Source organism: Micromonospora mirobrigensis (assembly GCF_900091555.1).
Lineage (GTDB): Bacteria > Actinomycetota > Actinomycetes > Mycobacteriales > Micromonosporaceae > Micromonospora > Micromonospora mirobrigensis.
Window position 1 is genome coordinate 26,665 of record NZ_FMCX01000005.1, and the last position, 16,949, is coordinate 43,613.

Sequence of the window (16,949 nt, forward strand, 5' to 3'; positions counted from 1 at the left end):
ACGCTGTACTAGTGGCGACGCTAGCACGGCGTGCTAGTACGCTGTGCCAGGAGGTGACGGATGGCACGAGACGACGGCAGTGCCGGCTCACGGGAACGGATCCTCGCGGCTGCGGCGGCGATGCTCGCAGAGGATGTGACCACGCGGTTGAGCGTGCGTGCGGTCGCGGCGCGGGCAGGGGTGAGCACGGGCTCGCTCAGGTTCCACTTCCCGACCCAGCGCGCGCTGCAGGACGCCGTGCTCGCCAGGATCTACGACCAGATTTTCCCGGACGACCCGATCCACGACCGGTCGCTACCCGCCCGGGATCGGCTGGTCAGCTGTCTGCGGCAGGTGCTCGCCCCCGCCGGAGTGGGGGAGCAGGCGCGTGCGGCGTGGGGCGCGGCGTACCAGACATTCATCGCCCCCGAACAGACCGCGGAGGTACGCGCGGCGTATCGGGCCGTGGAGCGGGAAGGGGGGCGCCGGGTCGAGTACTGGCTGACGGTTCTCGCTGACGAAGGCGCGCTCCCCAGGGAGGACCACACACGCCGAGTGAGATTCCTGCTCACCGTCCTGCAGGGGCTCTCCATCGAACGAGCCCTACCCGCCGAGGACTCGATCCTGAAATCCGAAACCGAAACCCTCTACCTGGCCGTTGACTGCATCCTCAACGCCCCGACCGCCTGAAGAGGCTGTCTCCGGTCGCACTCCGGTGCGGCTATGCCACACCGAGGCGGCCGCAGGTCGACGGATCAGGCACCCTGGCGCACGACAGGCTTCCTCAGAATGATCTACGACGGCAGCCGCCGGAGCCTCGCGTTTTCGGGTGGGTCGGGTTGGGCGGGCTGGCTGCGTTCCGCGCGCTGCGAGCCGCAGGCGTCGGCTGTCCAGCCGAGAACTCACCGGCACCTCTGATTCCGGCCGCCGACGACACGTGCCGGATGAGGTCCCGATGACCGAGGTCCGGGGCGGCACGCGGCCCGCTGCGGGTCGCCGCCCGGGCGGCGACCCGGACCGGCCGTGGCACCGTTGGGCCGCGGCCGATCCGGATCGATCTCAGCTGCTCCTGTGCCCGGCGGCGGCGGTCAGCGGGACCAGCGCTGGTTGCTGCCGCCGTTGCAGGTCCAGATCTCGACCGGGGTGCCGTTCGCCGTACCGGCCCCGGTGACGTCCAGGCAGAGCCCGGACTGGGCGCCGACGATGGTGCCGTCCGGGTTCAGCGTCCACTGCTGGTTGGCGCCGCCGTTGCAGTCCCAGATGCCGACCGCGGAGCCGGGCGCGGTGGCCTGCTGGAGCACGTCCAGGCACTTGTTCCCGTACACCCGCAGGGCCCCGCCGCTCGACGTCCAGTTCTGGTTGGCGCCGCCGTTGCAGTCCCAGATCGCCACCTGCGTGCCGTTGGTGGTGCTGGCGTTCGGGACGTCGAGGCACCGGCCGGATCCCGCGCCGAGGAGTCGGCCGCTGGTCGAGGGCGGCCCGGCGACCGCCGTGACGGACAGGTTGTCGAACTGCGCGGTCTCGCCCTGGCTGGTGCCGAGACCGACCTGGCCGGTCGCCCAGGTCGCGTCGGTCGCCGTGCCGACGGTCGCCCCGTCGATCTGGGCGGTGATGGTGCTGCCGGAGAAGGTCAGCGCCAGGTTGTGCCAGGTGTTGGTGCCGGGCGCGGCGACCGTGCCGCTCCGGATGGCGACCATCGCGTTGTCGGTGTTGTTGCGCAGCAACGACCAGGCCCCGGTGTTGCTCAGCCGCAGGTAGTAGGCGTTCAACCCGGCCGGCCCGAAGGCGTGCTGGGTGCCGGCCCGACCGATGATCTCGGTGTAGCCGGCCTGCTCCAGCAGGGTGTCCGCGGAGACCTTGTAGTTCGACCAGCCGACGTCGCCCAGCAGCGCGTACGGATCGCTCAGGGTGTCCCAGGTGATCGGCGCCCGGGGCGACATCTGCCGGACGCAGCGCCCGCCGCGGCCGCCGCCGCAGGCGGTCACCTCGAAGGCGCCCTGCATGTCGGAGAGCAGCCGCGCCTCCCGGCCCACCGCGTACCCGTCGAAGGTGTCGGGGTAGGGCAGCGCCAGGCTCCCGCTGGGCGGGCTGGTCGCGGCGCCGTGCCCACCACCGGCGCCGGTGGTCAGGGTGTAGACCCAGCCCGGCTGGAGGGTCACCGTGAAGCTCCCGCCCGACGGGGTGACGTCCTGGGTGTGCACCAGGTACTGGGCCGGGTCGGTGCCGGTGGCGTGGGTGGCCCACACGTGCACGGTGCCGGTGGAGAGCCCGCCGGTGACCGATGCGGTGAAGGTCTGCGCCGCGCCGGCGTCCATCGTCTCGATCACCGAACTCCAGGCGTTCGACCCGGGATCGCGCAGCGTGACGTAGCTGCCGTTGCTGCGGTTCCCGCCGAGGTAGCCCGAGGCGCTGTCCAGGTACCGCCAGCCGGGGGCGGTGAACTGGGTGGTCTGCGCCATCACCCAGGCGTTGCGGCCGATCGAGTAGGCGCCCGACCAGGGCTGGGCGGCCACCGCCACCCCCATCGTCGGGTACGGCAGGTTGGGGTAGAGGGCCGCGATGATCGGCCAGTTCAGGTAGCCGGTCATCCTGCCGTCGAGGTAGCCGCGGTTGATTCCCCGGGCCAGTGCCACCGCGCCGCTGTTGTAGTCGTCGGAGCCGTTCTCGCTGGCCCAGAGGGTCTTGCCGGAGGCCAGCGCGTTGGTCGAGCTCGGACAGTTGCTCTGCGACCCGCGGTAGCCGCAGACGTAGTGCGAGCCGAGCACGTCGACGGAGGCGGCGAAGGTCGGATCGGCGACCACCGCGTCGGCGACGTCGAAGCTGGTGTCGTCGGCGACCACCTTGACGTTGCCGTAGCCGTGCGCGTTGAGGCTCGTCTTGAGGCTCTCGTACCAGCCCTTGTCGTAGCCGCGCTCGTTCCACCCGCCGAGGTAGTCGACCGTCAGACCATGGGCGTTCTTCGCGCAGTCCAGGAAGTCGATCAGGTAGTTCACCATGTCGGCCGACCAGAAGTTGCCGTTGCCGATCCAGCCGGGCGCACCCCAGGAGAGCGCCGCCAGCCTGATGTTCGGGTTGCGCGCCTTGGCCTGCTCCATCAGCCACCACTCGTAGCCGCGATTGCAGTCCAGGTCGGACGCGGTGTGCCGGTGGCTCGGCTCGGCCCCGCTGGTCGAGTTGGTGTCCCCGCCGACCTCCACCTTCATGATCTGGACGCTGGCGCCGTAGCCGGGCTTGAACAGGTAGTCGAGGATCTGGCTGCGCTGCGGCTCGGGGTAGTCGTAGAGCAGCCGGCTGTTGCCCCCGCCGCCGCTGATCGCCCCGACCCCGTCGAGGGTCCGGCCGGTCGCGCCGCCGTTGATGGTCACGGTGGTCGCCGCCGCGGCCGGCGCCGCGTCGAGCGTCGTGGTGAGGATGGTGGCCAACCCGGAGGCGGTCAGGCAGAGCGCCAGGAACCGGGCCGTGCCACGTCTGAGGAGACCGCTGTACGCCATGGAGGCACCCCTTAGGAACGGGCGGTACGGGGAAGAATATATCGACAACTTTAGATCAGTGCCCTCACATCAATCAACGATTCCGCACAGAGTCGATCGGAAGATCTGTTGCTTCTTGTTGGCCGAGTGGTCGAGCTGACGTCCCCGACGACTCGGAGACCGGTGCGGCCGACACCGCGACGCCCCGGCAGCTGACCGGGCCGGGAGCCTGGTCCCGGCACTACCAGGAAAACCAGGAACCCGGATACCGGCGGCCCACCGGGTGACAGTGTCTGTCATGAGCACGATCGTGGAAGGGACCACAGCCATGACAGAGCGGATCACCACCCCGTTCGGGTTCGCCTCCACCGCCGACGAGGTCATCGACGGGGTCGACCTGACCGGCCAACGGGCCATCGTCACCGGCGGTGCGGGCGGCATCGGCATCGAGACCGCCCGCGCGCTGGCCCGCGCCGGCGCCGAGGTGGTCCTGGCGGTACGCCGGGTCGGCGCCGGTGAGGAGGCCGCCGCCGAGATCGCGACCAGCATCGGCGCGGACCGGGTCACCGCCCGCGAGCTGGACCTGGCCGACCAGGATTCGGTACGCCGGTTCGTCGCCGGCTGGGATCAGCCGCTGCACATGCTGATCAACAACGCCGGGATCATGGCGCTGCCGGAGCTGCAGCGCACCGCCGAGGGCTGGGAGATGCAGTTCGCCACCAACTTTCTGGGGCACTTCGCGCTGACCGTCGGGCTCCACGACGCGCTGGCCGCGGCCGGCCGCGCCCGGGTGGTGTCGGTCAGCTCCAGCGGCAACCTCTTTTCCCCGGTGGTCTTCGACGACCTCCACTTCGCGTTCCGGCCGTACGACCCGCTGCTGGCGTACGGGCAGTCCAAGAGCGCCGAGGCGCTGCTCGCCGTGGAGGTGACCCGCCGCTGGTCCGGCGACGGCATCTGGTCGAACGCGCTGAACCCGGGCGCGATCGCCACCGGGCTGCAGAAGCACACCGGTGGGCTGAAGTCGCCCAAGGAGATGCACAAGACCCCGCAGCAGGGCGCCGCCACCTCGGTGCTGCTCGCCGCGTCCCCCCTGCTGGACGGCGTGGGCGGGCGGTACTTCGAGGACTGCGTCGAGGCGCCGGTGGTCACCGAACGCCCGGTCGACTACGCGGGTGTGGCGGCGTACGCCGTCGACCCGGGCAACGCCGAGCGGCTGTGGAACGTCGCCTCGGACCTGGTCGCGGCGGGGGCGGGTGCCCGATGACCGTCGTCGGCTTCATCGGGCTCGGCGACCAGGGCGCGCCGATGGCGCGTGCGGTCGGCGAGAGCGACCACGACCTGCACGTGTGGGCCCGTCGTCCGGAGTCGCTGGCGGCGATCGAGGGGACGCCGTACACGGTGGCGGCGAGCATCGCGGAGCTGGCCGGAGCGGTCGACGTCCTGCTGCTGTGCCTGCGCGACGACGACGACATCGCCGACCTGCTGGACCACCGTCGGCTCTTGGACGGGCTGCGGCCCGGCAGCGTGGTGGTCAACCACGGCACCGGCGACCCCACCGGAAACGTGGCGTTCGGGGAGCGCTTCGCCGCGCGCGGCGTGGCGTACCTGGACGCTCCGGTCAGTGGCGGCGGACCCGGCGCCCGGGCCCGGACGCTGACCACGTTCGTGGGTGGCGACCGGGCGGCCCACGACCGCTGTGAGCCGATCTTCGACACGTTCTCCCGCCTGGTGGTGCACATGGGCCCGGTCGGCACCGGCCAGCTCACCAAGCTGCTCAACAACTCGATGACGATGAGCAACCTCAAGAACGCCGCCGACATGCTGCGCATCGCCGAGCGGCTCGACGTGGACATCCCGGCACTGATCACGGCGCTCTCGGTGAGCAGCGGGGCCAGCTTCATGCTGGGCGCGCTGAACACCGAGATCACCCCGGACGTCGCGCCGCACCTGCAGTCGCTCATGCGCAAGGACATCGAGCACTTCGCGGATGCGGTCCGGGCGCGCGGGGTCGACCCGGGCGAGCTGCGCGACCGCGGCCTGGCCGGCGCGGACAGCCTGGTGGAGGCCGTCGCCATCGTCGCCGGACGGTCGACGGCCGGGGCCGGTCGAGAAGCCACGCACCGTGGCGGATGAGTCGCGACGCCGGCTGACGTAGCCCTGCGGGTCAGCCGCGTGCGGCGGTGATCGCCGCGTCGAGCAGCCCGTCGAGGGCGCCCCGGGCGGCATCCGGATCAACGCGGTGGCGAGCGGATCGACCGATCGCCGACCGTGGTGGTGGGTTCACCCCATGCATACGTACCGTGGACTCGCGTGGTCCGTGCCGCAACGGGCGGTTCACGGCCCGTTTCCCGACACGTGCTGTGCTGCTCCGGTCGCAGGGAGGGCTCGATGGTCGCCGACGCACCACTGTCCTGGGATCCGCGCCGGCTGCTCGTCCTCGCCGAGGTGGCCCGCTCCGGTTCGCTCGCCGCCGCGGCCCGCCGGCTGCGGGTCTCCGTCTCCGGCCTGCACTACCAGCTCGACCGGCTGGAACGAGAGGTCGGCGTGCGGCTCGTGGACCGCTCGGGCGGGCGGGCCCGGCTCACCGTGGCCGGCGCGCTGCTGCACGCCCGGGCCGGGGGCCTGCTCCGTGAGCTCGACGCGGTGGCCGAGCAGGCCCGGCGCGGGCCCGCCGAGCTCACCCCCCTGCGACTCGTCGTGCCCTGGCCGGTGGCGTCCGGCCTGCTGCTGCCGGCGCTGCCCGACGGCCCGGCCGCGTGGGGGGTGAGCGTCCAGGTCGTGGAGCGGGCCGAGGGGCTGCGCCAGGTCCGCGACGGGCTGGCCGACGTGCTCGTGGCCGCCGACTGGTCCGGCGACCGCCTCCGGTGCGGCCCGGAGGTGCGGGTCGACCCGCTCTTCGCCGCGAGCTACCTGGTCGCCCTGCCCCGCTCCGGCCAGCTGGCCCGGCGGTCGGTGGTGGACGTCGCCGACGCCGCGCTGCGGTGGGTGGCGCCACCCGGCGGCGGCGCCCTGACGTACTGGCGGATGCAGCGGCACCGGCTGGGGATCAGGCTCGACGAGGTGGCGTCGACCGACCAGCAGGAGTACGTCGGTCTGATCGACACGGGCGAGTGCGCCGGCCTGGCCGAGCCGATCCTGGCCGGCAGCGTCGCACCGCAGACTGTGCTCCGACCGCTGCGCGGGCTCACCCCGTACCGGTACTTCGCCGCGTACCGCCCGGAGACGGCGGACGACTGGCGGGCCCGGTACCTCCTGGACGCGTTCCGGGCCGCGGGGCGCGCGTACCGGCCCACCCGTGACGATCTTTCGAAGAGTCCGTACGGCTGACCGCCGTCACCGCTGTCTGCGAGCCGGTCCACGGCGCGACACTGGCCGCGTCGTCCCGACATCCTCCAGGGAGCAGCCATGCGCCGAGTCCGCGCGCTCGTCAGCGTCCTCACCCTCCTCGTCGGCCTTCTCGTGGTCACCCCGTCCGCGGCCCGGGCGGACGACCCCGTCTTCGACCCCGGTCCGATCGCCGCGTCGCCCGGTTGCCGGGGGCGCAGCGGCGCCAGCCAGGAGATCGACAACGAGAACTACCGCACCGTCTTCGGCTGGGAGTACCAGGTCTGGCAGGCCCTCAGCGAGTGCGACACCCAGAACCTGATCCAGCAGTTGCAGCGCAACGCGCTGCTCACCGGCGGCTGCTCGCTGGCCTTCAAGGCGATCGGCCTGGCGCCACCGGCCAAGCTTCCGGCCACTGTCGGTGACGTGATCTGCACGTCCGCCACCCTGGCCCAGGGCGGGTTCGCGCTGGCGCTGGCCCAGGCCGACCAGAACGGCGGCGGTTGCGGCGTCATCATCAAGTACCGGGTGACCTACGTGGTGGACATGGTCGGCAACACCGGCGGAAGCCTGACCGTCAACGGTCTGCAGATCCTGTCCCGGCCCTGCCCGAACGGGGTCGCGCCCAAGGCCGACCTCGGCAGCCAGATCGTGGCCGGAACCGGAGCGGGCGAAATCAACTGGTACGACTACGACTACGACGGGCTGCCGGACCTCGGCGCCCCGACCACCGACCCGGTGGTGCTCGCCGACTACAGCCAGCCCGGCTGGGCGGCGGTCCCGCCGACCGAGGTGACGGCGGCGCACTGCGCCCCGATCACCGTCCCCGCGCCGTCGGTGACCGGTGACGGCGCCGCCGGGTACGCGGTGAGCGGCGTCGGCAACCTCGACCAGCTCCAGCACGGCACGGTCGACGCCTCGTCGGGGCCGGACGCGGTCACCTACACGCCCGACGGATCGGGCAACGGCACCGACGTCATCACGTTCAGCTATGACGGGCCGACGCAGCTCTCCTCGTCGGTCACCGTACGGGTCACCGGCTGCGCGAAGCTGTGGATCCAGTTCGGGTTGGGCGGCAACTGCGTGCAGGACTGCGACGACCCGCACTACGACACGATGATGCCGCTGACCATGAACGTCCGGATGACCAACACCCTGACCAACTCGGTGTATCTGACGGGGAACCCGTGGGGTGGCCGGGAGGAGGGCAACCTCCAGGTGGACGCGCCGGACTGGAACATCCGGCACGTGACCGTCAGCGACGGCACCATCCGGGACACCGAGTGCACCATCACCTACGGCGAGGACGGCGCACCGGTCGAGGTGACGTACCGGTACGTGTACCACGACGGTTCGCACGTGCGGGCCACCGACTGGATCACCACCAACCAGGTCATCTGAGTGGTGCCGTCGGGGCGGCCGGGACCCGGCCGCCCCGACGTCGCCACTGCTACGCCGGCGGTCGCCCACTCCCGGCGGCGCTGACCATCGCCGGGTATTGCCAGCACTACCGGAAGACTCGATCCAGAGTCCTGGTTCGTGCCGTCGGCGCTCACCTAGCCTGGGCAAATGACGTCGGACATCACCCTGCTGAGGGCCGTGACCCGGTCTCGGTTCCTGGTGTCGGCGTGGCCGTGGCGCGGCATCGCCTACACGGCGACCACGGCGGTGGCGGCCGGCCTGCTCTGGCTCCTGCTCGCCGTGCCGCTGACCCCGTTGGTCTCGGCGGTCTGGGTGCTGAGGTCCCATCCCACGAGCCCGGACGAGGCGGCGCTGCGCACCGGTTCCGACCTGTTCGCCGCCGCCGTGCTCGGTGTCGTCGGCGTGGGCCTGCTCGCGCTCGTGATGCCGAGACTCGCCCTCGCCGTGGGCGAGGTCGAGCGGTGGCGGCTGCGACTGGCAGACACCGCCCCGGTGCGAGCGCGGCGCATCGGCAACCTCTACGCCGATCCGGCGACCTGGCGTGCGGTGGCCTACCTGATGCTCCTCGGCATCGTGGCGCCGGTGTGGCTCGCCGTGCTCGCCGTCGTGGGCCTGCTCGTCGTATCGACACCGGTCGCGGTCCAGCACCGCGCGGTCAGCATGGACTCGGCCGGGAGCATCGCCGGTCGGGCCGTGCTCGGCCTGGTGCTGGTCCCCGTCCTGCTCTATCTGACCTCCGCGTTCGGTGGAGCGCACGCCGCCCTCGCACGCCTGCTGCTGTGCGCCGAACGCGACCCGGCCGAGGCCGAACTGGTCGAGGTGACCCGGTCCCGGGCCCGGCTGGCCGACGCGTTCGACGTCGAACGGAACCGCATCGAACGCGACCTGCACGATCTCGCCCAACAACGACTGGTGAGCCTGACCATGCAACTCGGCCTCGCCAAGCTCGACCTGCCCGACGACTCGCCTGCGGCCGCCGCGGTGGCCTCGGCGCACGCGCAGGCCAAGACGCTGATGGCCGAGCTGCGGGACCTGGTTCGCGGCATCAGCCCACGGACGCTGCGCGAGCTGGGACTGCGGGCGGCGGTGGAGGAACTCGCCGCGGGCAGCCCGCTGCGGGTACGCGTCGACGCCGACCCGGGCCGATTCCCGGCGGCGGTGGAGACGGTGGCCTTCGCGGCGGTGTCGGAGGCGCTCGCCAACGCCGTGAAGCACGCCGGGGCGACCGAGGCCGTCGTCACCACCCGGCACGCCGGCGGCACGCTCACGGTCCAGGTGTGCGACGACGGGCGCGGCGGCGCCGACCCGGCGCGCGGATCGGGCATCACCGGCCTCGCCGACCGGGCGGCGGCCGCCGACGGTCGGCTGCTGATCTCCAGCCCGCCCGGCGGGCCCACCATCCTGCGGGTGGAGCTGCCGTGCGCGTCGTGATCGCGGAGGACTCCGTCCTGCTCCGCGAAGGGTTGGTCGGCCTGCTGTCCCGATTCGGCTTCGACGTCGTGGCCGCGGTCGGTGACGCCGCCGCTCTGGTGGCGGCCGTGGACGACACCACTCCCGACCTGGTCGTCACCGATGTACGCATGCCGCCGAACTTCACCGACGAGGGGCTGCGGGCCGCCGTGGCCGTCCGCGCGGCGCACCCCGGCCTCGCCGTGGTCGCGCTGAGCCAGTACGTCCAGCACAGTTACGCCGGCGAACTGCTCGGCTCGGGTGACGGTCGGGCCATCGGATACCTGCTCAAGGACCGCGTGGCCGACGTCGCGGAGTTCGCCGACGTGCTGCGGCGGGTTGCCGCGGGCGGCACGGTCGTCGATTCCGAGGTCGTCCGTCAACTGATGCAACGCGGCCGTGATCCGCTGGCCCACCTGTCGACCCGCGAGCGTGAGGTGCTGGCACTGATCGCCGAGGGTCACTCGAACGCGGCCATCGCCCGCATCCTCGTGCTGACGGAGGCGGGAGTGAGCAAGCACATCAGCAGCGTCCTGGCCAAGTTGCACCTGCCGGTCAGTGACGACACCAACCGGCGGGTCCTCGCCGTTCTCGCATACCTGCGGGGCCAGCAGTAGGCGAGCCGAAAAACCGGCGTACGCCGTCCACACCCGATCGAGTAGAGGGAGTCCTCGTTGCACCGCCTCACCACCCCTTCACGGTCCACCGCTTTCTCCGGCGGGGCCCTCACCTCGCTCGTCGCCGTGGCCACGGCCCTCGTGGCCGCCTTCGTCCTCGCCCCGCCCAGGCTCGCGGCGGGCGGCTCCGGCGGGGAACTGGGTGACCAGGGACGCCTCGTCGACGCCCTCCGCGCCGCATTCGTCGAGTACTGGGCGTCCGGCGACCGGTCCTTCCCGCCGAGCCTGCAACGGGTCGTCGAGTACTGGTTCCGTTACCACCTCGCCAAGGCGGTTATCGCCGCCGCCCTGCTGATCGTGCTCGTGACGCTCGGCGGCCTGCTCTGGCAGGCATACCTGAGGGCCGGCGGCCTCCGGCGGCGGACGAGGGCCGTCCTCGCGTCGGCTGGCGTTCTCGTCACGGTGCTCACGACGATCGCCACGGCGGCCGTGATGGCCAACGTCCAGGGTGCCCTGGCCCCCTTCGCCTCGCTGCTGCCGATGCTGACCGACGGACCAGCAGACGGGGAACTCACCGACACGCTGGCGCAGGTCCGGCAGCGACTCGCCGACTCCACCAGCCCCGGCGCCCGGAACCGGCCCGTCATCGAGGCGATGATCAGCGACTTCGCCCACTATCACTCGGCGATGGCCGTGATCGCCGCGACCGTCGCGGTCCTCCTCGGCGGCGTGAGCCTGGTGCTCTGGACGAGACGTGCCGCCACGACCCCGCCCGACCGGCGAACCAGGCGTGTGCTGGGCTCGTACGGCGTCGCCTCGGCACTGCTCGCCCTGGCCGTGACAGCGGTCGTGGTGGCGAACGCGACCACCGCGGCGGACCCGGTGCCGGCACTTCGAGCGTTCTTCGCCGGCGGATGGTGACCGCCGGGCGGTGGTCACACCGGCCGCAGCGAACGGATCAGGATGGTGGCCGTGGTCAGCGGCCGAGCGGACGGTAACTGAGGCAGATGACCCCGTTGCCGAATCGGCGTTGGTCGAGCAGTTCGAAGTCGGTGCGTACGCCGGTGGGCAGCCCCGGCTTGCCGCCTCCGACGGCCGTGGGCCAGACGATCAACTGGCACTCGTCGACCAGCCCGGCCCGCATGGCCTGCGCCGCCAGATCGGCGCCTCCGATGGTGATGTCACCGTCGGCCGTGGCCTTCAGGTGCTCCACAGCCGCGGGGTCGAAACGGCGTTCCAGCCTGGTGGCGGCCGTCGACACCGAGGTGAGGGTCGTGGAGTAGACGATCTTGTCCGCCGATTTCCAGACGTCCGCGAAGGTGGCCATGAGGTCGGACTGGGCGGCCAGGGCAGCGTCGGTCTCCCAGACGGCCATCATCTCGTACAGGCGCCGTCCGTAGAGGAACGTGCCCACCGGCCGCAGCAGGTCGGTGGTGAACGCGAACACCTCGTCGTCGAGCGGGAAGAAGGCGAAGACTCCCTTCTCGTCCTCGATGTAGCCGTCGATCGACACGTTGGTCACGTAGATCAGCTTTGCCATACCGCTACCTCCGGGTGCGCTGCGATCCGACTCAGTCAGTCTCAGGATCTGGCAGACGTTTCTGCCTCTCGCCCGTCCTACGAACGACTCGGCCGGAATCCGACACCATCCCGGGAGAAGGTTCCACGGTAACGACGGCTGGTCGACGAACTGGCCCGGCACACCGACGCAGGGTCCCGGTCCGTGATCCGGCCGCGATCGCCGTTGAACCGCACCGGCCCCGGTGCGGCGCCGTCCGACCCGGCCCTGTGGCACCAGAACCACCTCTGGCCGACCATGGGCACGCTGCGCAGCCCCGACGGCCCGTTCGCCGGTTGCAAGCCGGGAGGCCACCGGCCGAAGGAGCGGCCCTGGGCCGAGCGGTACGACGACCGTTGAGCGACGCCGGTCGCCCCTCCGGATCGAGGAGGGGCAACCGGTGGCCACCGCGCTCAGCCGGCCCGGCGGGCGGGCCGGTCCCGCGGACGTTCCGGGACCGGCCGGCGGTGTCGCCGGCTCAGCCGACGGGGCTGGCGCCGGTCTGGAAGACGTTGATGAAGTTGCCGTCGGTGTCCCGGATGGCGGTGGAGCGGCTGCCGTCGCCGAGGTCCATCTGGTCCCAGACGATGGTCACGCCCAGCTCGCGGAACCGGTCGGTGGCCCGGGCGAGGTCGTCGACCCGCAACACGAGGGCCTTGTTGCCGATGGGCCGGATGTGCTCCGGCGGATCGAGGAACATGTCGGGGACCCGGTAACCGTTGGCGGGTTGGAGCAGTTCGAGCCGGAAGCCGGCGCCTTCGACGTACGCGACGTCGGCGTTGATGGCGTCGAACCGCGAGCGGGCGGTCTCCCGCAGCCCGAAGACGTCGTTCCACCAGCGCACCGCGGCGTCGATGTCGCTGACGGTGATCGTGATGTTGTGCAGGGACAGGGTGAATCCGGGACTGTCGTTGCTGGGCATGGTTCCCTCTTTGGAAGTGGTGTGGCGCTGCGCCGGCCCGGCCGACGCCTGCGTTTCGGGTTGGTGGCGGCGGCCCCGCTCGGCATGCTCCCGAGGTCACGGTCAGCATCCCAGCGGGGCGCCGTCGGCCGGACCGTAATGGCGGTTCCGGTTCCTGCCATGCGGCGGTAGGCGGTGCTCAGATCTGGTTGACGCCGCCGTCGACGAACAGCTCGATGCCGGTGACGAAGCTGCTCTGGTCGCCGGCCAGGAAGAGCGCGACCGAGGCGATCTCGTCGGGGGTACCCATCCGGCCCAGCGGGACCTGGCCGGCGAGGAAGCCCTTGAGCTGTGTCGCCTTCTCCTGGTCGGGAGCGAGGCCGGTGATGCCGGGCGTGTCGGTGGGGCCGGGGGTCAGGGTGTTGACCCGGATGCGGCGGCCGCGCAGCTCGTTGGCCCAGGTCCGGGCGAAGGAGCGCACGGCAGCCTTGGAAGCGCCGTAGACGCCGAAGGCCTCCGTGCCGGTGCTCGCGGCGGTGAAGCCGGTCAGGATCACCGAGGCGCCGTCGTTGAGCAGGGGCAGCGCCTTCTGCACGGTGAAGAGCAGACCCCTGACGTTGGTGTCGAAGATCTGGTCGAAGTGGTCCTCGGTGACCTGCTCCAGCGGGCGGAAGGATCCGCCGCCGGCGTTGGCGAACAACACGTCGATGCGCCTGCCCTGCTGCTCGACGGCCGCGTACAGGCGGTCGAGGTCGCCCGGCTCCGCGACGTCGCCCCGGATGCCGGTGACGGCGTCGCCGAGCTCGGCGACGGCCGCGTCGAGGGCGTCCTGCCGCCGGCCGGTGATGAACACGTGCGCGCCTTCCGCGGCGAATCGCCGGGCGGCTGCCAGGCCGATCCCGGTTGTGCCGCCGGTCACGACGGCGGTCCTGCCCTGAAGCTGACCCATGGTGTTGCCTTCCGGTCCGGTCGCTGTCCCCAGCGAGCTGGTGGTGTGCGGAACGGCCCTGGAAGTGGGCCGCTGAATGTAACCGTAACTGTTACGACTGACGGCGACAACCGAGGCCCGACCTGGGGTGACCGATGTATCATTTGTGGTTACAGCAGACGGGTGGGGTGGGCGGAATGAGTGGAAACAGCAGGTTGTGCGTCGCCGTGCACGTGTTGACGTGGATGGCCCTGGACCGGCGCGACCCGGCTGCGGTGGCCACGTCGCAGCGCATCGCCGTCAGCGTCAACACCAACCCGGTGGTCATCCGCCGCTGCCTCGGCCAGCTCCGCGAGGCCGGACTCGTCCAGTCCCGTCGGGGGGCCGGCGCCGGCTGGAGCCTGGCGCGGGAACCGGAGTCGATCACCCTGCTCGACGTGTACCTGGCGGTCGGGGACGACGAGCCGCTCTTCGCCCTGCATCACTCCCCGCCGAGTCAGTCGTGCCCGGTCGGATTCGGTATCCAACCCGCACTGCGGCAGGTCTTCGGCCGGCTCGACGAGGCCGTCCGGCGGGAGCTGGCGACCACCACCATCGCCGACATGCTCCTCGACGTGCTGGCCCGGCAGCCGTAGCGGGGGTGGATGCGGACGACATGACATCTCAGCCGTTCGCTCCGGCCTGAGGCGGGTATGCGGCGACGGCGACAACGTCCGTCTCCGACCCGTCCACCAGTCCCGGAGGGCCCGCGCCATGACCGCTCAGCCCGACCTCGACCTGGTCTTCTGGTCCGGTTCGGTCCGCACCAGGCCCTTCGTCGACCATGTCCGCGCCGCGCGGGCCGGCGGCTTCACGAGCATGGCCGTCGCCGCGGACACCTACCGGGCGGCGATCGGCTCGGGACTGTCGCCGCAGGCCGTGATCGGGATGGCCGAGGACGCCGGGGTGCCGATCCGGCATTTCGAGGCTTTCACCGACTGGGCCCCGATCGACCTCGCCGCCGGCGGCGGAGCCTCAGGGACAAGTTCGATGTCGCCGGTGGAGAGGGCTTCGCCATCGCCGAGCGGCTCGGAGTACGCACGATCCTCGCCTTCCCCGCCTTCGACACCGCCCAGGCCCCACCGGTCGACGTGCTGACCGAGGGTTTCGCGCAGCTGTGTGACCGCGCCGCCGATGCCGGGATGGACGTGCAGTTGGAGTTCGTGCCGGTCTTCGGGGTGCCGAACCTGGACCTGCTGCGTTCCATCCCGGCCGAGTACCTGTGGAGCGCCCAACTCGCCGACGGCGCGCGCGAACCCCAGGGAGAGAGCCTCGCCGACGACGGCCTGAACTACCGGGCCTTCGCGGGGGAGGGCGACATCCCGCTGGTGGACGTACTGCGGATCCTGGCCGAGAAGGGCAACCTGCGCCAAGCCGGCCCGGAGACCTTCTCCCGGGTCGCGGATGCGATGGACCCGGTGGAGGCCGGCCGGCGCGACGGTGAGACCACCCGCGCGGTCCTGGCCCGCGCCGGCATCGCGGTGCCGAAAAGGCCGTAGCGGCGCCTGGTCCGCCCCCGATTCCGATGAGCCCACCTCGAGGGAGCCTGCCGTGTCCGCCGAACGTGAGATCCAGAACCTGATGGCTCGCTACTGCATGATGCTCGATGCGGGAGACTTCGACGGTCTGGCCGAGTTGCTGTCCGACTGCACCCTCAACCTCGATGGCGCGACGGCCAGCGGACGGGAGGAAATCCCGCAGCTGGCCCGAGCGGCCCTCAAGGTCTACGACGACGGAACCCTGCGGACCAGCCACATCACCTCCAACATCCTGCTCGAGGTCGACGAGAGCGCCGAGACCGCCCGGGCGCGTTCCTATTACACGATCTTCCAGGGCCTGGAGAACTTCCCGCTCCAGGTCATCGCGACGGGCCGCTGGACCGACCGCTTCGAGAGAAGAGACGGACAGTGGCGCTTCGTCGAGCGGGAGGCGCGCATCCACACGGCAGGAGACGTCAGCCACTACATCCAGATGCAGGGCTGAGCCACCCGGTACCGGCCGCGAGAAGGGACATCGGATGAGAAGCGCACGCGAGCTGATGGTGGCCTACACCGCCACGATCGCCGATCCCGACGCCACGGCGGCGCTCTTCGCCGACGACGGGGTCATCGAACTCCCGTACGTGTCGTCGATCGGGCGGCCGCCCCGCATCGCCGGACCGGACGAGATCCGCGCGTTCATCGTGGGCCTGCTGGAGATGGTCCCGGACTTCGGCTTCGACCACGTCGAGGTCTTCATCGACACTCCGGACCAGGCGTTCGGGGAGTACTCGGTGGAGCGCCGCACCGTCACCGGCCGTCCCTTCAGCCAGCTGTACGCGGGACGGCTCGTCGCCGCGAACGGCAAGATCCAGCTCCTGCGGGAGTCGCTGGATCTCGTCCGCGCGGCCCGGGCCGTCCTGCCGGGCGGAGTTGCGGACATCCCGGCGTAGGGATGGCGTCTCCGGTGTGGCACGACGGTACGGCCTACGAGGCGTACGTGGGGCGGTGGAGCCGGCTCGTCGCGGTGGAGTTCCTGCGCTGGCTCGACCTGCCGGCCGGCCTGCGGTGGCTCGACGTCGGCAGCGGAACCGGCGTGTTGACCTCGACGGTGCTGGCAGCGGCGGGGCCGCGTCGGGTCGTCGGCGTGGACCCGTCCGAGGGCTTCGTGCGGCAGGCCCGCTCCGCCGTCGACGACCCGCGGGCCGACTTCTCCGTCGCCGACGCCCAGGTGCTGCCCCTGCCGCGCGGTGCCGTCGACGTGGTCGTCAGTGGGCTCGTACTGAACTTCGTTCCCGATCCGGCGCGGGCGGCGGCGGAGTTCGCCCGGGTGGTCGTCCCCGGTGGGGTGGTCGCCGCGTACCTGTGGGACTACGCCGAGGGCATGGCGATGATGCGCCACTTCTGGGACGCCGCCAGCACCCTCGATCCCGCGGCGGCCGTCCGGGACGACGGGCGCCGCTTCGCGCTGTGCCGCCCGGAGCGGTTGCGCGCGCTGTGGAGCGACGCCGGGCTGACCGACGTCTCGGTGCAGGCGCTCGGCGTTCCGACGGTCTTCGCCGACTTCGCCGACTACTGGACGCCGTTCCTGGGTGGTCAGGGCTCCGCCCCGGCCTACCTGGCCTCGCTGACCGAGCGGCAGCGGAGCGCCCTGCGGGACCTCCTCGCCGCCCGGCTCCCGGCCGGCCCCGACGGGTCGATCCGGCTGACGGCCCGTGCCTGGGCGGTCTGCGGCACGTCGTCGACCACGCCGGTCCCGGTCTGATCCGTGACGGGGAGGCGGG

Annotated in this window: 19 protein-coding genes; 15 read left to right on the forward strand and 4 right to left on the reverse strand. The window is 71.6% G+C overall.

Features of this window, described 5'->3' with window-relative positions:
* Window positions 1-60 precede the first annotated feature (60 nt).
* Window positions 61-669 (forward strand): TetR/AcrR family transcriptional regulator, encoded by a 609-nt coding sequence (locus GA0070564_RS17355; RefSeq protein WP_091609727.1) that lies wholly within the window; start codon window positions 61-63, stop codon window positions 667-669.
* A 398-nt stretch (window positions 670-1,067) separates the two neighbouring features.
* Here GA0070564_RS17355 and GA0070564_RS17360 read toward each other — a convergent pair whose 3' ends face one another.
* On the reverse strand, window positions 1,068-3,470 hold the full coding sequence (locus tag GA0070564_RS17360; protein WP_091609728.1) for an RICIN domain-containing protein: 2,403 nt from the start codon (window positions 3,468-3,470) through the stop codon (window positions 1,068-1,070).
* 307 nt (window positions 3,471-3,777) lie between these two features.
* Here GA0070564_RS17360 and GA0070564_RS17365 point away from each other — a divergent pair, with 307 nt between their 5' ends.
* From GA0070564_RS17365 to GA0070564_RS17395, 7 genes are all read left to right on the forward strand, one after another.
* The gene (locus GA0070564_RS17365; protein ID WP_091609729.1) at window positions 3,778-4,713 is read left to right on the forward strand and encodes an SDR family NAD(P)-dependent oxidoreductase; all 936 of its coding nucleotides are present in this window, start codon (window positions 3,778-3,780) and stop codon (window positions 4,711-4,713) included.
* On the forward strand, window positions 4,710-5,582 hold the full coding sequence (locus GA0070564_RS17370) for an NAD(P)-dependent oxidoreductase (RefSeq protein WP_091609730.1): 873 nt from the start codon (window positions 4,710-4,712) through the stop codon (window positions 5,580-5,582). The genes GA0070564_RS17365 and GA0070564_RS17370 overlap by 4 nt, the downstream gene beginning before the upstream one ends.
* Window positions 5,583-5,837: 255 nt before the next feature.
* Complete coding sequence (locus tag GA0070564_RS17375) at window positions 5,838-6,776, forward strand: LysR family transcriptional regulator (RefSeq protein WP_091609731.1); 939 nt, start codon at window positions 5,838-5,840, stop codon at window positions 6,774-6,776.
* 78 nt (window positions 6,777-6,854) lie between these two features.
* Window positions 6,855-8,174: a hypothetical protein gene (locus GA0070564_RS17380; protein ID WP_091609732.1), complete on the forward strand. Its 1,320-nt coding sequence runs from the start codon at window positions 6,855-6,857 to the stop codon at window positions 8,172-8,174.
* Window positions 8,175-8,342: 168 nt separating this feature from the next.
* Window positions 8,343-9,626, forward strand: coding sequence for a sensor histidine kinase (locus GA0070564_RS17385; RefSeq protein ID WP_091609733.1), 1,284 nt, complete (start codon window positions 8,343-8,345; stop codon window positions 9,624-9,626).
* Window positions 9,614-10,261: a response regulator transcription factor gene (locus tag GA0070564_RS17390; RefSeq protein ID WP_091609734.1), complete on the forward strand. Its 648-nt coding sequence runs from the start codon at window positions 9,614-9,616 to the stop codon at window positions 10,259-10,261. The genes GA0070564_RS17385 and GA0070564_RS17390 overlap by 13 nt, the downstream gene beginning before the upstream one ends.
* Before the next feature lie 126 nt (window positions 10,262-10,387).
* Window positions 10,388-11,182, forward strand: coding sequence for a hypothetical protein (locus tag GA0070564_RS17395; protein ID WP_091609735.1), 795 nt, complete (start codon window positions 10,388-10,390; stop codon window positions 11,180-11,182).
* A 55-nt stretch (window positions 11,183-11,237) separates the two neighbouring features.
* Here GA0070564_RS17395 and GA0070564_RS17400 read toward each other — a convergent pair whose 3' ends face one another.
* Window positions 11,238-11,801 (reverse strand): dihydrofolate reductase family protein, encoded by a 564-nt coding sequence (locus GA0070564_RS17400; protein WP_091609736.1) that lies wholly within the window; start codon window positions 11,799-11,801, stop codon window positions 11,238-11,240.
* Window positions 11,802-11,984: 183 nt separating this feature from the next.
* Between GA0070564_RS17400 and GA0070564_RS17405 the strand changes: the two genes are divergently transcribed.
* Window positions 11,985-12,179: a DUF4913 domain-containing protein gene (locus GA0070564_RS17405; protein ID WP_245670088.1), complete on the forward strand. Its 195-nt coding sequence runs from the start codon at window positions 11,985-11,987 to the stop codon at window positions 12,177-12,179.
* 118 nt (window positions 12,180-12,297) lie between these two features.
* Here GA0070564_RS17405 and GA0070564_RS17410 read toward each other — a convergent pair whose 3' ends face one another.
* Both GA0070564_RS17410 and GA0070564_RS17415 read right to left on the reverse strand, forming a co-directional pair.
* Window positions 12,298-12,741, reverse strand: coding sequence for a VOC family protein (locus GA0070564_RS17410; RefSeq protein ID WP_091609737.1), 444 nt, complete (start codon window positions 12,739-12,741; stop codon window positions 12,298-12,300).
* Between the two features lie 178 nt (window positions 12,742-12,919).
* Window positions 12,920-13,669 carry an SDR family oxidoreductase gene (locus tag GA0070564_RS17415; RefSeq protein WP_091609738.1) on the reverse strand — a complete coding sequence of 250 codons (750 nt, stop codon included), beginning with the start codon at window positions 13,667-13,669 and terminating at the stop codon, window positions 12,920-12,922.
* 176 nt (window positions 13,670-13,845) lie between these two features.
* On the opposite strand from GA0070564_RS17415, the gene GA0070564_RS17420 reads away from it, so the two are divergent.
* From GA0070564_RS17420 to GA0070564_RS17440, 6 genes are all read left to right on the forward strand, one after another.
* On the forward strand, window positions 13,846-14,283 hold the full coding sequence (locus GA0070564_RS17420) for an Rrf2 family transcriptional regulator (protein WP_091609739.1): 438 nt from the start codon (window positions 13,846-13,848) through the stop codon (window positions 14,281-14,283).
* 118 nt (window positions 14,284-14,401) lie between these two features.
* Complete coding sequence (locus GA0070564_RS28930) at window positions 14,402-14,785, forward strand: hypothetical protein (RefSeq protein ID WP_141714805.1); 384 nt, start codon at window positions 14,402-14,404, stop codon at window positions 14,783-14,785.
* Window positions 14,786-14,829: 44 nt separating this feature from the next.
* A complete protein-coding gene (locus tag GA0070564_RS28935; protein WP_141714806.1) occupies window positions 14,830-15,186 on the forward strand; it encodes a hypothetical protein in 357 nt (118 codons plus the stop codon).
* A 52-nt stretch (window positions 15,187-15,238) separates the two neighbouring features.
* On the forward strand, window positions 15,239-15,670 hold the full coding sequence (locus tag GA0070564_RS17430) for a nuclear transport factor 2 family protein (RefSeq protein ID WP_218104953.1): 432 nt from the start codon (window positions 15,239-15,241) through the stop codon (window positions 15,668-15,670).
* Window positions 15,671-15,704: 34 nt separating this feature from the next.
* Complete coding sequence (locus GA0070564_RS17435; protein ID WP_091609742.1) at window positions 15,705-16,118, forward strand: nuclear transport factor 2 family protein; 414 nt, start codon at window positions 15,705-15,707, stop codon at window positions 16,116-16,118.
* 2 nt (window positions 16,119-16,120) lie between these two features.
* Entirely contained in the window at window positions 16,121-16,930 is an 810-nt protein-coding gene (locus tag GA0070564_RS17440; RefSeq protein ID WP_091609743.1) for a class I SAM-dependent methyltransferase, read from the forward strand.
* Window positions 16,931-16,949: the final 19 nt, after the last annotated feature.

Excerpts from the sequence above, each read along its gene's own strand:
- GA0070564_RS17355 (WP_091609727.1), top strand. The coding sequence starts at position 61 with ATGGCACGAGACGACGGCAGTGCCGGCTCACGGGAACGGATCCTCGCG.
- GA0070564_RS17360 (WP_091609728.1), bottom strand. The coding sequence starts at position 3,470 with ATGGCGTACAGCGGTCTCCTCAGACGTGGCACGGCCCGGTTCCTGGCG.
- GA0070564_RS17365 (WP_091609729.1), top strand. The coding sequence starts at position 3,778 with ATGACAGAGCGGATCACCACCCCGTTCGGGTTCGCCTCCACCGCCGAC.
- GA0070564_RS17370 (WP_091609730.1), top strand. The coding sequence starts at position 4,710 with ATGACCGTCGTCGGCTTCATCGGGCTCGGCGACCAGGGCGCGCCGATG.
- GA0070564_RS17375 (WP_091609731.1), top strand. The coding sequence starts at position 5,838 with ATGGTCGCCGACGCACCACTGTCCTGGGATCCGCGCCGGCTGCTCGTC.
- GA0070564_RS17380 (WP_091609732.1), top strand. The coding sequence starts at position 6,855 with ATGCGCCGAGTCCGCGCGCTCGTCAGCGTCCTCACCCTCCTCGTCGGC.
- GA0070564_RS17385 (WP_091609733.1), top strand. The coding sequence starts at position 8,343 with ATGACGTCGGACATCACCCTGCTGAGGGCCGTGACCCGGTCTCGGTTC.
- GA0070564_RS17400 (WP_091609736.1), bottom strand. The coding sequence starts at position 11,801 with ATGGCAAAGCTGATCTACGTGACCAACGTGTCGATCGACGGCTACATC.
- GA0070564_RS17410 (WP_091609737.1), bottom strand. The coding sequence starts at position 12,741 with ATGCCCAGCAACGACAGTCCCGGATTCACCCTGTCCCTGCACAACATC.
- GA0070564_RS17415 (WP_091609738.1), bottom strand. The coding sequence starts at position 13,669 with ATGGGTCAGCTTCAGGGCAGGACCGCCGTCGTGACCGGCGGCACAACC.
- GA0070564_RS17420 (WP_091609739.1), top strand. The coding sequence starts at position 13,846 with ATGAGTGGAAACAGCAGGTTGTGCGTCGCCGTGCACGTGTTGACGTGG.
- GA0070564_RS28930 (WP_141714805.1), top strand. The coding sequence starts at position 14,402 with ATGACCGCTCAGCCCGACCTCGACCTGGTCTTCTGGTCCGGTTCGGTC.
- GA0070564_RS28935 (WP_141714806.1), top strand. The coding sequence starts at position 14,830 with ATGGACGTGCAGTTGGAGTTCGTGCCGGTCTTCGGGGTGCCGAACCTG.
- GA0070564_RS17435 (WP_091609742.1), top strand. The coding sequence starts at position 15,705 with ATGAGAAGCGCACGCGAGCTGATGGTGGCCTACACCGCCACGATCGCC.
- GA0070564_RS17440 (WP_091609743.1), top strand. The coding sequence starts at position 16,121 with ATGGCGTCTCCGGTGTGGCACGACGGTACGGCCTACGAGGCGTACGTG.